Annotated in this window: 10 protein-coding genes and 1 pseudogene; 8 read left to right on the top strand and 3 right to left on the bottom strand. The window is 37.5% G+C overall.

Annotated elements, in window-relative coordinates; translation table 11 throughout:
* Positions 1 to 106: 106 nt before the first annotated feature.
* The 3 genes from NST00_RS06605 to NST00_RS06615 all read left to right on the top strand — a co-directional run bounded on the left by NST00_RS06605 (position 107) and on the right by NST00_RS06615 (position 3,230).
* Positions 107 to 793: a phosphoribosylaminoimidazolesuccinocarboxamide synthase gene (locus NST00_RS06605; RefSeq protein ID WP_340435188.1), complete on the top strand. Its 687-nt coding sequence runs from the start codon at positions 107 to 109 to the stop codon at positions 791 to 793.
* Positions 794 to 943: 150 nt separating this feature from the next.
* On the top strand, positions 944 to 1,909 hold the full coding sequence (locus NST00_RS06610; protein WP_340709769.1) for an asparaginase: 966 nt from the start codon (positions 944 to 946) through the stop codon (positions 1,907 to 1,909).
* A 412-nt stretch (positions 1,910 to 2,321) separates the two neighbouring features.
* On the top strand, positions 2,322 to 3,230 hold the full coding sequence (locus NST00_RS06615) for a hypothetical protein (RefSeq protein ID WP_340709770.1): 909 nt from the start codon (positions 2,322 to 2,324) through the stop codon (positions 3,228 to 3,230).
* 1,023 nt (positions 3,231 to 4,253) lie between these two features.
* On the opposite strand, the pseudogene NST00_RS06620 reads toward NST00_RS06615, so the two are convergent.
* Positions 4,254 to 4,718 (bottom strand): annotated as a pseudogene (locus NST00_RS06620) (transposase); the annotation flags it as partial.
* A 551-nt stretch (positions 4,719 to 5,269) separates the two neighbouring features.
* Between NST00_RS06620 and NST00_RS06625 the strand changes: the two are divergent.
* From NST00_RS06625 to NST00_RS06640, 4 genes are read left to right on the top strand one after another with little or no spacing between them, the layout of a single operon-like run.
* Positions 5,270 to 6,304 (top strand): Wadjet anti-phage system protein JetD domain-containing protein, encoded by a 1,035-nt coding sequence (locus tag NST00_RS06625; RefSeq protein ID WP_340709771.1) that lies wholly within the window; start codon positions 5,270 to 5,272, stop codon positions 6,302 to 6,304.
* Positions 6,274 to 7,782, top strand: a complete 1,509-nt coding sequence (locus tag NST00_RS06630; protein ID WP_340709772.1) for a replicative DNA helicase — start codon at positions 6,274 to 6,276, stop codon at positions 7,780 to 7,782. The genes NST00_RS06625 and NST00_RS06630 overlap by 31 nt, the downstream gene beginning before the upstream one ends.
* The gene (locus NST00_RS06635; protein ID WP_340709773.1) at positions 7,769 to 8,512 is read left to right on the top strand and encodes a DUF6063 family protein; all 744 of its coding nucleotides are present in this window, start codon (positions 7,769 to 7,771) and stop codon (positions 8,510 to 8,512) included. The genes NST00_RS06630 and NST00_RS06635 overlap by 14 nt, the downstream gene beginning before the upstream one ends.
* Positions 8,496 to 12,914 carry a hypothetical protein gene (locus NST00_RS06640; RefSeq protein WP_340709774.1) on the top strand — a complete coding sequence of 1,473 codons (4,419 nt, stop codon included), beginning with the start codon at positions 8,496 to 8,498 and terminating at the stop codon, positions 12,912 to 12,914. Before NST00_RS06635 ends, NST00_RS06640 begins: the two co-directional genes overlap by 17 nt.
* A gap of 770 nt (positions 12,915 to 13,684) precedes the next feature.
* On the opposite strand, the gene gltS is transcribed toward NST00_RS06640, so the two are convergent.
* Together gltS and hutG are read right to left on the bottom strand one after the other, a co-directional pair.
* The gene (gltS, locus tag NST00_RS06645; RefSeq protein WP_340709775.1) at positions 13,685 to 14,863 is read right to left on the bottom strand and encodes a sodium/glutamate symporter; all 1,179 of its coding nucleotides are present in this window, start codon (positions 14,861 to 14,863) and stop codon (positions 13,685 to 13,687) included.
* A gap of 5 nt (positions 14,864 to 14,868) precedes the next feature.
* Positions 14,869 to 15,801, bottom strand: a complete 933-nt coding sequence (hutG, locus tag NST00_RS06650; RefSeq protein WP_340710160.1) for a formimidoylglutamase — start codon at positions 15,799 to 15,801, stop codon at positions 14,869 to 14,871.
* 127 nt (positions 15,802 to 15,928) lie between these two features.
* Here hutG and NST00_RS06655 point away from each other — a divergent pair, with 127 nt between their 5' ends.
* Entirely contained in the window at positions 15,929 to 16,816 is an 888-nt protein-coding gene (locus tag NST00_RS06655) for a LysR family transcriptional regulator (protein WP_340709776.1), read from the top strand.
* The last annotated feature ends 61 nt before the right edge of the window (positions 16,817 to 16,877 follow it).

The following is a 16,877-nucleotide window of genomic DNA, read 5'->3' on the forward strand; positions in this document are numbered from 1 at the left end:
GATAATAAGAGGTGATCCCCCTTGTACTAGAATAATTTTTTGATTTATTATATAGACAACATCAATTCTAATCGATGTAAAGGCTAAGAGAAGAAGGAGACTTGACATGAAGCACATTTATACTGGTAAAACGAAAAATGTTTACGAACTAGAAGACGGCAACTACTTATTAGAATTTAAAGATGATGTAACGGGCGTTGACGGAGTTTTTGACCCAGGTGCCAACACGGTGGGATTGACAATTGAAGGTGCCGGACTTGCAGGATTGAAATTGACGAAATATTTCTTCGAATTGCTTAATGAAAAAGGCATCCCAACGCATTTTATTGAAGCGGATATCGATAAAAAGACGATGAAAGTGAAACCGGCGGAAACATTCGGCAAAGGGTTGGAAGTGATTTGCCGCTTCCGTGCAGTGGGAAGTTTCTTGCGCCGCTATGGCCTTTATGCAACAGAAGGGCAACCTCTTGATGCCTTTGTGGAAGTGACAATCAAAGACGATGAACGGGAAGACCCGCCAATCAGCGAAGATGCGTTGGACATGCTTGGCATTTTATCCAAAGCGGAATACAAAGTGTTAAAAGAACTTACACAAAAAATCGCTGGCATTGTAAAAGAAGAACTTGCGAAAAAAGACATCGAATTATACGATATTAAATTTGAATTCGGCCGTGATCGTGAAACAAAAGAAATCTTATTAATTGATGAAATTTCTGGCGGTAACATGCGAGCTTATAAAAACGGAGAATATATTGAGCCGTTGCAATTAGAAAAATTAATTTTAGAAGGTTAAACATAAGAACCCTTGGTAAGAGTGCCAAGGGTTTTTGTAGGAATAAAAGCGATTTTTTAGTGGTAGGGATTTCTAGTCCATTTGTTGAAGTTATTCCAACAATGAATTAATATTGAATATGATTGTATTTAAATGTTAGGGGTGCGAAGAATGAGAAAAAAAGTTGTATTAATCAGTACTGGTGGAACAATCGCTAGCGGTATAAATCCAGAAACAGGTCTTTTGTCTTCCGGGATGTTAACGGGTGAAGAACTGTCAAAACAATGTGTTTTACCACAATACATCGAATTGCAGGTAGAAACCATTTTCCAATTACCGAGCAATGAAATGACATTCGAGCATTTGGTGCGTCTAAAAGAGAAAATTGAAAATGTGTTTGAAAATGAAGAAGTAGCAGGAATTGTCGTTACACACGGAACAGATACGTTAGAAGAAACGACATACTTTCTTGATTTAACGATTCATGATGAACGCCCAATTGTGGTGACAGGAGCGCAAAGAAGTCCAGTAAGTATTGGCACTGACTCATTTGCTAACTTGCGCCAAGCGATTATTCTTGCAGCTAGCGAAGAAGCAAGAAGCTTAGGTACGGTCGTGTTATTTAATGAAAAGATTCTTCCTGCCCGCTATGTGAAGAAAAATCACGCTTCCAATGTGGATGGCTTCAACGCACCGGAGTTTGGCCATTTGGGCTATGTGGATGAGGAAGAAGTCATCCTTTACGGGAAAGCGGTGAAAAAGGAAACGTATGAGCTGAAGTCCGAATTGCCTTATGTGGAAATCATCAAATGTTCATTGGGCTCCGATGGCCGTTTGATTAAGTATGCGGTGGAGACGGGAGCAAAAGGCATTGTCCTTGAAGCGTTCGGCCGAGGCCAAGTCCACCCGGCCGTTGCAGAACAAGTGCAATATGCCATTGAAAAAGGCGTCGTCGTGGTGGTGACAACAAGCACGGCGGAAGGAAACGTCAAAGTGGTGTACGATACTCCAGGCACAGCCTACGACTTACAAAAGAAAGGTGCCATCCTCGGCCGCGACTACGACAGCAAAAAAGCCCGCATGAAGTTGGCGGTGATGCTTGCAGCAGGGGTGGGGGAGATTAAGGAAAGATTTTAATACAAGTGGAAAATTGTATAAAAAGCATCTCTGTTCATGAACTGTGGATGCTTTTTATTTGTTGGATAAATTATGAAAATCATAATTCACTAATTTGCATTTATATAATAAATTTGTAAGATTTAAGAAAAAATATAATTGACTGCTGTAATTTTTCTCATGATTGTATATGAAACAACAAAAGTAGAATTTATGAATCATGTTTTTTTGGATATGCTTATAAAGAACTTTGGAATGAAACTGGCGATCCAGTATGGGAATTTTTGTATCAATTTTCTAAAACTAAACAATATAAAGCTAAGTAATAAATACTGTCTTTGTTATTAAAATTATAGTAGTTTTTTGGGTGGAGTGGGTAGTATATAATTTGACTCACTCTTTCCCATAATCTTATAAAAGAGGATGTTTCAGTATGGATATTTATTTATGTATAGATTTTTTTGCTGAATATTCTTTAAAAAGTGAACTCGAAAGACTTTTTGGAAAATTTGATATTTCATTAAACTTTCCGGATAAGCCGAAAATGGGGACTGAAGTATATCTTCAGGTTCCAATCCGACTCAACGGAAAGGTAGGAATAGATACAATTTCTTATATCACTTCTCATTTAAAAAAAGAATACCAGATTTCATGTGGTGAATCATTTTCTTGCAGGTTTAATTATTTAGATTTTGAACGATCGCCTTTTTTTAGGTTGGTTTCTACAGGTAATTCATCAAAAGCGTTTTTAGAACACAAAAAGGATGGAATTAAATGGAAGACGATTTGCCCATCTTGCGGCATTCACGAAAAAGTTCAGACTTCCCCTTTAGTCATGGATACTTCAAAAGTGGGGGATCGATATATGGTCAATGTCGGTGTCGATTACTGGGTTGTATCGGAGAAAATGGCGTATTTAATGAAAGAGTGGGAAATAACAGGGTACGAATTGAGAGAGGTGATACATAGCGGTAAAAAGCCTGCACAGCCCGTATTTCAAGTGATTCCTACAAATGTTCTTCCATCATGGAGTTCCGAAATGAAACATTATTATTTTATTACGGAACCGGAAGAACGATGTCAAACGTGTAACATTAGAGGACGGATTGATTATCCATATCACTATAATAAAAGGGATCTTGAACAATATCCTATTAAAGATATAAATATCATGAAAGATTTGAAATCTAATGGAAGCTGGGCGTATAGACCTGTATTTCTGAGTAAAAGATTTAGAGATTTGTTAATTGAAAATGGCATCACTCGGGAAGTTATAAATCGAGACGATGATAATTACAAATCAAGAAATTGGTTGTTTGAACCGGTTGTTATAATTGAATGAACAATAAATAAATACGGTTAATTGAATTACGTGTACTTCTTTGAGCTACTTGGCTTTTTACGTTAAGTAGCTTATATTTTTACATATTATTTTCCCATTTCCACTATTGAGATATCAGTTCACCTTTACAGTATGGTGTATATGGCAAACTAAATTTCTACTTGCCAAAAACACGCTGCATTTATTGATTTTGGATGATGTCTGAGGATGAGTACAAAAAAAGAATAGCATTCGTATAATCGGAAAAATAAAAAAGAATCTGTTATATTTTTTAAAAAGGTTCAGCTAAACTATCGGAAGAAGATCAGTGGCATTTACATCCTTATTTAGAAATCTATGAAATAATCCTCTCATGGTTTCAAGAGGAGAAGAATGAACAAGATGATTAAAAATTAAAAAGGGATTTACCGAAAGGTGGAAGGGACAAAATTCCGACCTAAAAAGTGTGTCCAAACATAAAAGAATTGGCAAACCTAAATTTAGAATAGCTTTATCCCTTCATTATTAATGGATCAAAAGTATAAAAACGAATGGCTATGAATTCAGTAAATAAAAACACTTTAAAGCAAAAATTTTAAATGGTTTAAAGTATAGTAACATAGTGCATATTGGGTGAAGTGAAAACACTATGATTGAACAACAATTTAATTTTGAATAATCTAATCCTTTAAAGATTAATGATTTTCCAATACATCTTCTTGTTTCTACAATTTACAGATAACGTTTCATAGTTTTTATATATAACCGCAAAATATTGTCACTTAGAAAATTAAGCTTTAACTAGTTGATACAAATAACAATTGTTGATGGCCTTGTGTATTTTAATTTTAGGGAGGGTATATTTTGTATCCCCCCATTTCTTAACATTAAGATAATATCACTAGCGTCGCATAAATAAGTTTTGAAATTTCAGATTTTATTTTTCTGGAATATTAGCGAAAAACAAAAGCACCTAAATAAAGGTAGTAAACATCCATTTTTTACCTATAACTTAAGACGAGTGCAACAACGACAAATCAACCTTTAAGGAACGCTCTTCCCTTCGATTTTCCGTAACCAAATGTGTGCAGATTTCCATAAAGCTGCTTTCAAATATCGACTTATTTGTAACGTACTTCGGTCACTATTCGTGTTCAACTGAGCTAACACATTTAAACAGTATACAATGATCGCTACGTATACTTGGTTGTGTACGGCTTGTTCGCTGTGGCCGTAGAATTTCTTGATATTCAAGTGTTGTTTCATCCATTTGAAAAAGAGTTCAATGGCCCAACGTGACTTATAGATTTCGGCGATTTCATCTGCATCTATATCAAAACGATTCGTCAGTAAATGAAGTTTATTTCCTTTTGTATCCAACAATTTGATGAGACGGAACGCGTTTTCAGAACGTTTTTGCGTGGATCCAATCACCACCATTTCATCGGAGAATACAGGCGAATCTTCAGGTAACGAAAATCGTTCTAACACACGGACGACAGCGTTTTTTAAATGATGTTTTTCGTGTAAACTTATCCATGGTTTTGTCCTTTGTATTGGATTTGGATGGTTTACTACCACCCAACCATTATAAAGGATTTTTTTGTGTTTGGATTATATTTCAGAAAATTCGGTTTATTTGAAGGTGTTAAATTATTTTAATGCGACGCTAGTGAGAAAATTCAGTTTTATTATGTCTATTGATATTTTTTATGCGACACTAGTGTCCGATGGCGAATCCATATAATTACAAAAGGTATTTAATTTCTTATTATAGTGAATATAAAGAGAAACACACTACGATGTATAAAAATTCATAAGTTTCGAAAATAAAGAATACATGAATGGAAAGAAACACTTCTCAACAAAAATTTCCATTTTTTATTGTTTTGACAAATCTATTGATTGCCCGTAAAACGATTTTTATTGAAATCCCCTCCCCAAAACCAAACATTTCTTGAACTGTGCAACATTCCCCTAACTTTCTTCACAGACTTGTATTTCCAATTTCCCTTCATTTTAAGTAAAATAGGAAAAAAGAATGTTCGGAGGTAAGGATAGTGGATGAACTTTACCGCGCACTTAATGGCTATCCGAAAAGAATGATAGGATTATCCGCATTGGAAGCAATCATGGGGAATTTCTTTCATACATACGAAGAATATGCCGGCTTTATTTTGAAGCTGGAACAGGAAGGCATTTTGGAGATGGTGAAGTCTAAAGGAAGAACGACAAGAAATCCATCGCTCGCCTTTCAGTACCGGATCAATAAAAGTCTGCTTCAAACCGGTTTCCATCAAGAGATTCAACATTATCGCAACAAGTTCCATCCATCCATAAACCTTGATGAATATTACAAAAAAGATCCTTCCATTTGGCGGCACGATCTTCCTTATCTCATCAAAATCGATGAATACATAAAAACATTTGGTTTTCCGGAAGAGTCCGTTCCTGCACCGGAGCGCAGTTTTGAACTGGTCCAGGATGAAAAATGGCTCACTGAAAAAGGGGGAAAAGAGCTGCTGGAGCGTATCGGACTCTTCCATTCTTTTAACATCATCCCTGTTTCCGACCCGTTGATGTTTGCCATCCATCCCAAGCTGGTGACAAAGGAGACACAGTTTCACCTGATTGTTGAAAATAAAACGACTTATCAAGGTCTGCTTCCGGCTTTGCCATCCACTGAATTTTCCACATTGATTTACGGAAGTGGGAAGAAAATCATCCATAGCATCGAACAGTTCCAGGACCAATATCCGGTCAACGCCCAGCATCATTTTTTCTATTTCGGCGACATTGACCGGGAAGGAGTGTCCATTTGGCATTCGTTGAATCAAAAAATCAAAGCCCATTTGGCATTGCCATTCTATAAAGCTTGTCTTGAAAAACAGCCGATCGCCGGAAAAGAATATCAAAGACAATATACTGAAGCTCAAGAAAAATTCATTAGCCAATTTCCGCAAAAGGAGCAAGAACAACTGGCGATGATGTTTTCGCAAGGGAAGTATTACCCGCAGGAAATCTTAAAATCAAAAGAATTGCAGGAAATTTGGAGGGGATCCGATTGGAACAGATGGATATGCAAGCGTTATTAAGCGGATACAGAGATCGGATTCGGCGCATCGCCCTTTTTGAACCGTTGAATGAACTGGATCGGAAAAGGGATGTTGATTTAAATGGGACGAAGATTGATATGAAAGGGCTTGGCCTCCTCACTTTGCTTTTTTTCTTTGAACAGAAGTTGATGCGAAATCAAAGGACAGGTGTCAAAGAATTGGCTTCCTTTTTAAAAGAGGCCACGAAAGAAGTGTATATGCTGAAAGAGGAAACCTATGAAGAACTGGCCAGAACCTTGATTCAAAATTTCCGCCCGACCCACGGAAAAAAACGCAGCTACGGTTATTTTGATTGGGAGGAAAAGGCGGAGGAGACCATTGAATATTCCATTTTGAAGGCGAACGATTTTGATGCCGGAACGAATACCCAATTCTACACATTGGATGAAGATGGATTGGAATTGATTTTTGCAACGAAGGAATTTTATAGTGAGTTCCAAATATCCATCAACCAATTGATTTTACGGAAACAGCTGGAAAAGGGGGAATTTAAGGGGGCACTTCGGCAAATCAATGAAATGCGGGTGGCCGTCGAGACGTTGCAGGAACGCATTGTCAAATTGAAGCATGAAATCCAGCGAAGCATTGTGTCCGAAGAAACGTTTGAGCGGTATAAAGAGCTGCTTGATGATATTTTTCAGAGGCTGGAACGGGAAGATGAAGAATTCAAAGAATTGAGGGAGTTTGTCAAAGAAACGAGGGAACGATTGTTTGCCGAAAATATTCATCAAAAGGAGCAGAAAACGTATCAATACATTTTGCAGATCAACAGGGAATTGGAGAAAGTGCACTATGAACATTCCGAGCTTCTGAATCAGACTCTCCATTTGAAAAACACGACTTTGATTACAGCCCAGGAGTCGCTTTATTATACGGGCATGCATTCCTTTAACTTCGACCAAGATATCGTGTCTCTCATTGTGTCCACCCCTTTGCCGTTGGATGCGATGAAAGGCGTTCTCCATCCTTTCCTGAAAGTGGAAGAAAATGAATTTTGGTCGCCGCTTGCTGTTTTGGAAGAACAGAATATCGTGGAAGACCGAAAAGAGAAGGTGGAATATCACTTTTATGAAGTGGATGACGAAAACAGCTTCAATTTATATAAACAATGGATTTCAGAAAAATATAAAGAGCTGATGGAACATTTTCTGAAGGCTTATGAAGAAAATAGCGGCAATACGTTATCCGAGTTCATATCCTATCTCGAAAGAAATCAATTGGAGAATCTATTCCAAATGCGGTATTTCTACGATTTTTGGATTGTTCTCCACCAACGTTCGCCTATTCAAGCGGGAACGGATGATGAAGAAAGCAGAACGGTTTTTGATGAGGCCTTTCGATTATTGGGAAAACGCAAATTAATCGTTACGGAAGATAAAGCGATCATTCAAAAAGTAGATCGCTATTCCATCAGTGAAATGAACATAAAGTTGGAGGATGAAGATGAACTATTCTGAACAAACAGTGTTGCAAGCCTTTCGACTATATACGAAGCTGGCAAAGGACGGGATTTTGGGCAAAGAGGCCGTTCAAATCTATAATGCCGATGAAGATGTGCGCGCCCTTCTTGAATTGTTCAGCCAGGAAGTGCATTGCGCCATAATCAAAACGAGTGAAGAACTGTTTCTCGTTCCTGAACCGAAGCTGTCTCCATTCCATGTAAGCAATGAGTGGATTAAACGGAAATATTTGCGTTCCGGTGCGACGAATGCGGATATGTATCTTCTTTATTTTTGCATACTTGTTCTTTTCGGCAGTTTTTATGATTCCTATCAAAGTCCGCATCCCACAAGGCAATTTATCGGCATGGATGATTGGATCCGGCTGATTCAGGAGCGGATTGATCATTTGAAATCCCATGATGAGGAACAATTAAAAGCATCGGAAAAAGAGTTTTCTTACAATTGGAGCGCTATCATCGAAAAATGGGATGATATGGATGATATTAAGGAAACCGCTAAGCGGCAATCAGGAAATACGATTAGCCGAATGAGCTTCCTGCATATGGTTGCAAAGTTTTTGAACGACCAACAGTTGATCCGGGAAATCGGGAATAATGAAATCACCTTGACGGAAAAAGCGATGACCATCATCCAGCGATTTTTCATGGCAGTGGAATATAACAAAGGGATTTTTGAGTTTCTTTATAGTTTTGATAAGGAGGGACAACATGCCGGCCATCAATAAAATCAGATTGACCAATATTGTCTATGAAGAAGGCAACAAGCGTTATAATGATGAACTCTTTTTATTCAACGGATATAATGGGGCGATTCTTCTTGAAAACGGCGGAGGGAAGACCGTTTTTATCCAAACGGTATTGCAAGGGATGATTCCTCATACCGATTTGGCGGATCGAAAAATTAAAAACACTTTGGTGTTGGAAAATGCCCCGGCCCATATTGCGATCGAATGGATACTCAACGAACGTCCACGGCGATATGTTGTGACGGCGGTGACCCTTTTTATGACGGATAAAGGATTGGATTCTTACCGCTATGTTTATGAATATGATGAAGGGGATCAGAACGGAATCGAAGGCATTCCTTTTGTTCGGGAAGGACAAGGCGGCACTAGACCTGCCGACAAGGGGGAAATGCTTGATTATTACAATGGCATGAAGGAACGATATCCTTTATCGGCAAGAACGTTTTCGACAATCAAAGAATATCGGAAGTTTATTGAAGAACAATACCATATTATTGCCGATGAATGGGAAAGTATTGTGACGATCAACAGCTCGGAAGGGGGCGTCGAGGAGTTTTTCGAAACCTGCAAAAACACCACCCAGTTATTTGACCGCTTATTGATACCGACCGTTGAACAATCGATTGCGGGTCATCATCCAACCCTTTTTGCCGATATCTTTGAAAAACAGCTGGATAATTTGAAACTTTATAAAAAACTGAAAGAAACCATTGAAGAGAACAAGCGGATCCAACATCAACTGGAAAAATACGTGCAAACGTTTGAAAAACTGCATTCCTCCCAGCTTGCCTATGACAAGTCGAAGCAGAAGGCAAAGGGAATCTGGGAAGAGATTCAAATTCAAAAAATCGATGTTGCAAAGGAAATGGAAAAGAATAAAGAGCAATTCAATCTTTGGATTCAAAAGAAAAAAGAACATGAAGTGAAAGTGGCGTCTTATCAGATTGCCGTTGAGGAAGAAAAATACGAACAACTGCAGAAAGATTATGATCTGGCAAATGTTGAATATGGCACAAAAAAGGAAGAACTGGAGCAACATAGCCTTGCCTATTATTCATTGAAATTTGCGAAATGCAAGCAACTTTTGAATCATTATCAAAAGGAAATTGCGTTTGTTGAAAGCGAAATGAAGAAGCTGGAGGAAATAGAAGAGCTCTCGGATTTGCAAAACCAATTGGAAGAAACGAAGCAGGCGCTGCTCGGACATTTTATTGAACAGATGGATGACATGAAAAAGAATATGGAACAAATCCAATTCGAACTCAATCCGATTGTAAGGCAAATCGATACTTTGCAGGAAGAAAAGCGGTCCATCGAAAAACATGATTTGGATAAGCAAAGGGAAATCGCCGGTGTTCAGAAAACCATCCAAATGAGGGAAGCGGATATCGAAAGGTTGAAACAATTGTTGCTTTCCAATCCACAGCACGAACAAGTGGAAGAGAAAATGGCCGAATGGCAAAACCGCCATCAATTTTTGGATGAAGAACTGATACGGCTGCACGGAGAGAAGAAGGAAAAAGAGAAGCAATCGATTGAGCTGGATGAAACCATCGAAAAATTAAAAAATGAGAAGAACGGTTTGCATGTTGCAAAAGAACAATTGAAAAACGAGAAAAGCCAAATTGAAAATGAACAAAGAAAATTGATTCGAATTTTGGGAAGATTAAGACCGCAATGGGCCATTCTGGAATCGGTCTATGAAAATGAACACTCCATTTATAACCGGCTTTATGAAACCATCGAAAAATTGAAAAAGGAAAAAGAGGTTTTATTATACAAAGAGCGGGTGGCATTGCGTTTAGTCGATGATTATGGGGAACAGAAAACATTTTTCAGCGATCCGTTGATTGAAGCGCGGATAAAATCATGGAAAAATCAATTGGACTATTGTGTAACGGGTATTGAATATTTGCAGATGCTGAATGAAGCGGATTATGAAGAAAAAGTCTTCTATCCGTTATGGGCTGTCACTTTGATTACAACCAATAAATCGAAGGAAGAATTGCAAAAGAAAGTGGAAGACCTTGCAGATGAACTTCGATACCCGATTCAAATACTGACGACCGAAGAAGCGGCGAAGATAAAGAAAGATGCCGTCCAACCGGAGCCATCCTGGATTATTCCTGCTCATTGGGAAAAAGGGATGATGGAAGAGACCTTTGGGCAATGGAAAGAAAAAGTCCGTGTGGATGCGGAAAAAGCGACGAAGGAAAGAGAACTGAAAGAAACGGAACAAAAAGAATGGGAATATGCCCTACAAGCCTTCCAACAATTTTTGAAAGACTATCCATATGAACGGCTGACCGATTTTCAAAAAAGATGGTCGGAAACAATGTTAAAAATCGAACAAATCGAAAGAGAAATTGAAAATGCGGAGCAGCAGCGAAAGAATCTGAAGCATCAAATCACAACCATCGAGGAACAAATGGAACTTTGCCAAGAAGAAATGCAAGGGCTTGAACGGAAAATCCAGGAAGGGAATCAATATTTCCATTATTGCCGTGAAGTAAAAGAGGCCAAGGAAGTTGAAAAAGAGTTGAAAGACGTATTGGCCAATATAAAAGCCAAAAAAGCACATTTAGCCGCACAATTATTGGATTATAACGAACAAAAGGCTGCACTGGAGGAACGCAAACAAAATTTAAAATGGAAATTAGATTCTCTTAAAAATGATGAAGAGTATAAAGAAGTGCAATCATTGACCCCAATTTTTACCGGGGAAAGCCGGAAAAATCTCCGCGACAAAATCCAGACGCTGAATTTGAAAATCCATCAAGCGTCAAAAAGTATAGGGGAATTGAATGAAAAGCTGGCCAATGCCAAACACAATTTGACTAAACTGCAGGAAGAGATGGATCAGATCCGCAATGAATGTGAAAATGTGCATGAACATTGGGAATTTCCATCAGATGGAGAACATTTATTGCAAAATAAGATTATCAAAATAAAAGAGTTGAAACAGGCATTAAACAAGTTGGAAAAACAGGTTACAGAAAAGCTTTCTGAAAAGGAAGAGCAAAAAGGAAAAAGAAATCATTTGAAACAGCTTTTCCGTGAAAATTTTCCGGATTATGATATTTACACATTCTCCGTTCCATTAAACCAAGCGGAAGAAGAGCTTGCTGAAGAAAAGAAGGCGCTTCAAAAAGAGAAGAATTATTTGGATGAACAGATGGAACAAGTGTCACGAGAGCAAAACAAGATTGATGAAGCGGAACGCGAGCTGATCAAATTCATTGAAAAACATCATTTTAACGCACCACAAGTCGTGACAATCCCTTTAAGTGAAAATGAAAAAATGGATTTTATCTATAATCGGAAGAAAATGGTGAAAGCCATTATCCAAGAATTGGAGCAACATAGTGGACAAGTGGAGAAGGAAAAGGAAGCGGTGGATGCCCAAAAACAAGCTTATAAGCAGTTTTGTTCAACGATTTCTGATAATAAATTGCAAAAAATGGCGATTGAAGGTGTGGATTATAAGACGGGTTATGAAGAGTTATTGGATTTTAAAAAGAATATGATGATCCGAATCGAGCGGTCGACGAATTATGCCAATGAACATATACGGCAAAAAGATGAGGAATTGCAAGCATATATCAACCAAATCCATAACCATTTAAAAACAGTGGTAGAAGAGTTGAAACAAATTCCAAAACATACAAAAGTAAAAGAAGAGGATCAATGGAAAACGATTTATACTTTTACGATCCCTCAATGGGACGAAGAAGAAGGTAAGCAGCGAATCCGCGATTACATTGAGTGGATTATGCTTCAACTGGAGTCGGATCGTTATGTAAAAGAAAATGGCCTTCAGGATGAAACGAAAGTTCGGAATGACATTGAAATGTGGCTGCAAACCAAACAGCTTCTGCAAGTGGTGATGAAAAATGAAGGCATGAAAGTAAGTTGCCGCAAAGTGACAAACGAAAATAAAGTGTCGACAAGGTCCTATTCTTGGGAGCAGAGCAATGTATGGTCAGGCGGAGAAAAATGGAGCAAAAATATGACGTTGTTTTTGGGCTTGTTAAAATACGTCGCTGAAAAGAAACAGCATCAAAAAACAAACATGAAGCACAGCCGGGTGGTGATTTTGGATAATCCATTCGGCAAAGCATCGAGCGACCATGTGCTCAGTCCGGTTTTCTTTGTTGCGGAACAATTGGGATTTCAAATCATCGCATTGACTGCCCATGCGGAAGGGAAGTTTTTGCGGGATTATTTCCCTGTAATTTATAGCTGCAAACTCCGTGAAGCCAAACAAGCCAATAAACAAATCGTCGCAACGGAAAAATGGCTCCACCACGCATACTTCCGCGACCATGAACCGGAAGCGTTGGAAAGACTGACAGAAAAGGAACAAATGTCTTTGTTCTAGAAAACGTGGGTTTATTCAAAAGAGCGAATGAGAATGATGATTGGCTTTCTCATTCGCTCTTTTCTAATGCTTTGGCAATTATTTTGCCACGTTTGACTATTATCCTTGGCATTTTGGCTATTATCGAATCAACTTTGACTATTATCGCCGATTTTTGAAGTTGATTTTAATTTATTGGCTATTAAATTCATAAGTTTGACTATTATCTTCTAAAGAATGACTATTATGTTCAAAGAGTTGACTATTATCGATTATTTCGTAAACTTTTTTCGATTGATTGGCTATTATGTTCACAAATTTGACTATTAACATAAGCAGAATGACTATTATTGTGCCATCTTTGGCTAATATCTCGCTTAATCTATGCAAAATCAGCCACACCTTTTCACTTTTCAAAGTTGTTGGCCTCATAGTTTAGATAGAAAAAACATTAAATTTTGCACTAACCCGTAATTTATATAATACCGAATTCAAACGACGCATATAAATCGATTGCACCTCCCTGTAAGTTAGAGTTATCGATTACAGAGGAGGTGTATTATTTGGTAATTGAAAAACTGAACATCGTACCGTCAAATTAGAAGACGATTCATCTCTCGCTTCAACAAATCGTGCTCCTCACAGGCCTATATGTGTAATTTAAACAACGAATTTGAAGTTTTGGTTAATAAGAATCCAATATAAAATGACGAAAATCAAAAAATGACTCTATCAATTTGGTGCTAGAATATGAAAACCAAATATGATAGAGCCATTTTTTTACTTATGAATTATTTAAATAGATTAATAGTTGTAATAATAATCGGTATTCCAAATACGTCGATGAGGAATGCACCTACAATTGGCACTACGAGGAAAGCTTTTTGCGATGGACCGAATCGTCCGACAATGGCATGCATATTTGCCATCGCATTTGGAGTGGCTCCCAGTCCATGGCCGAGAAAACCTGAAATCATGACTGCCGCATCGTAATTTTTGCCGAGCAATCTAAATAATACAAACATAGCAAGTAAAACAATAAATAACACTTGTACCAACACAATGATTAATAAAGGCAATGCTAAATCTGTAATTTCCCAAAGCTTAATACTCATCAACGCCATGGATAAGAATATTCCTAAGGTAATATCCCCAATAATGGATACAGTTTTCATATTGATAGCACCCGGTTTGATTTTATCAAGAATGTTGCGAACAATAACCGCTACAAACATAGCACCAACATAGCCAGGTAATACAAAATCCGTTAGCTCGGAGAACCATTTTCCTATATATGAACCAACCGTCATACAGAATGTGATGATTAATACTTGAGTAAAGAACGTTTGAGTTGTCACTTGTTCATGATCTGTATCCAATGAAGAAACTTCCATTTCCTCCTTAGATGGTTTTAAATCATATTTTGAAATTAAATGTTTCGCTGCAGGTCCACCAACTAATCCACCTGCTACAAGTCCAAGCGTTGCAGCTGCTGCACCGACTGTCATTGCTCCTTCAAATCTTAATTCTTCGAGCGTTTGACCAAAGGCAGCCGCGGCACCGTGACCACCCTCCATTGATACTGCACCAGCCATCATTCCGATTAATGGTTCAATGCCTAAAAGTGATGCTAATCCCACCCCAATGACGTTTTGCATTAACGCTAAAAAACCACAAGCGAGCCAGTAAATAATAAGCAGCTTTCCGCCGAGTTTTACTAATTTAAAACTGGCTCCTAATCCTACTGTAGTAAAGAATGTTATCATAAATAAACTTTGCAATGAAGTATCAAGAGTGATTTCAAAACCTGCAGACTTAGAAATCGTGACAATCAGTGCAAATAATAATCCCCCTACAACTGGTGCTGGTATACAGAAACGTTGAAAAATTCCTACCTTTTTAATAATGAATGTACCAATTGTTAAAAACAACACCGCTAAGAAAATAGTTGTAATTTGATTAAACGCCATCGTTTTTACCCCCTTTGTTTTATCATGAACATGATCACTTCATTGACGAAATACGCCGCTAATTTTGCAGTTTGGCCATATAAATCGAAGGTTGGATTTACTTCACAAATATCGAATGAAGCCACCTTTGGAGATTGAAGCACATGCTGGATGATTTTTCGAACCTCAACAGCATTTAGTCCAAAAGGTGATGGGGCACTGACCCCAGGCGCTTCTGCTGCATTAATGACATCCATGCAAAGTGTTAACAAAATCACTTCATTTTGATTGATAAAAGAATTGACTTCATTTAGAGCTTGATTCATATTTTCTCGTATTTGTTGCTCTAAAATTGTAGTGACTCGAAACTCTTTTGCTCTTTCAAACAGTTCCAGTGTATTTCCGTATTGTTGTATACCGATTACACAATAAGATGCATGATTGTCATGATCTAAAATTTGTTTAAACATCGTTCCAGATGAAGTCGTTTCTTCATAACTTCGCAAGTCAAAATGAGCATCGATATTTATGATTCCTAATTTTTTATCACGACCTATGGTTTGTCGAATACCTAAGTAGTGACCATATAATGTTTCGTGTCCTCCCCCGAGTACAATCACTTTCGAACCGTTTGCCCGTACTTCCGCTATTTTTTCCCCTAATAATATTTGAGCTTTTTCTAATACCGCATCTTCACAGCTTATATTTCCTAAGTCAGCGATACAAGCCTTTTCCCCGTGCCAAGGTATATTTGCCAAAGCTTTTCGAATGGCATTAGGTCCTTCTTTGGCACCCATTCGTCCTTGATTACGACGTACCCCTTCATCACATTGGAAGCCTATGATTGCCACGTCTGGTATTTTGTCAATTTTTTCTAGCTGTACGATTTCATGGTAGCGTTTGCTTTTTTCATCTCCATAATCAATTCTTCCAGACCAAATTTGTCGTAATGATGTCATCAAAAACGCATCCCCTTAATTTTGAAATATTCTGAGTAGTTAGTATCAGTATAGTTTGAATTGATTAATAAATCTAATATATAATTTGAATAATATTATAGATAATAACTATAAATAGGGTGATTGAATGGATACGAAGCAGTTGAGATACTTTATAAAACTTGTGGAATGCATGAGTTATACGAAAGCATCAGAGGAATTACACATTGCCCAGCCTTCGTTAAGTATAGCAATGAAAAAATTAGAATCTGACGTAGGCTATCCTTTATTTGAAGGACATACTCGAAAACTGCAATTAACAGATGTTGGGGAATTTCTATACGGTAGAGCCAAGGAGATTTTAGAGAACTTAGATATATTAAAAATTGAATTGCAGGAAATTGGTTCTGTTGGGGATGGTTGTTTGATATTAGGGCTAATTGAATCTGCAAAACATTGGATACCGCAAACATTAAAGAAATTAAAGCAAGATTATCCTTCCATCAACATTAAGTTAGTCGATATTTTAGGTGCGGAAAGTGTCAAACAAGCTTTACGAACTCATCAATCTCATGTCATTATTACCAATCAAATTATTAACGAAAAAGATATTGTTTCGATACCGTTATACGAAGAAAGATTAGTAGCTGTTTTGCCAAAGGAGCATCATTTAAAAGAGAAAGACACTTTGGAATTGAAAGATATATATAAGGAACCATTTATAATTAGTACTGAAGGATTCCAAACACGATTAGATGTATTAAAAGCGTTTGAAATGAACAATTTGCCTATGAATGATAAATATGAGATTGAACGATTCGAAACAGCCATTTCCCTAGTGCAGGAAGGATTGGGCGTGACGATTTTACCTGAAAATTATTTAAAGGGTTCTACAAGTGAAGCGGTTATTCAAAAAGTAATTGAACATCCAAATCTTAAACGTACTGTGCATCTCACTTACTTAAATCAACGCTACTTACCAAAATCCATTCGAAGGTATATCGAATTAGTGCAAGAACATTTTTCTAGAGCATAGCTTGGCCATTTCTGTTATTCAAAAAGAGTTTTCATAACTACTTAATTTTTCTATACTATGT

Origin of the sequence: Ureibacillus sp. FSL K6-0165 (assembly GCF_038004285.1) — a bacterium.
Taxonomy (GTDB): Bacteria; Bacillota; Bacilli; order Bacillales_A; family Planococcaceae; genus Ureibacillus; species Ureibacillus thermosphaericus.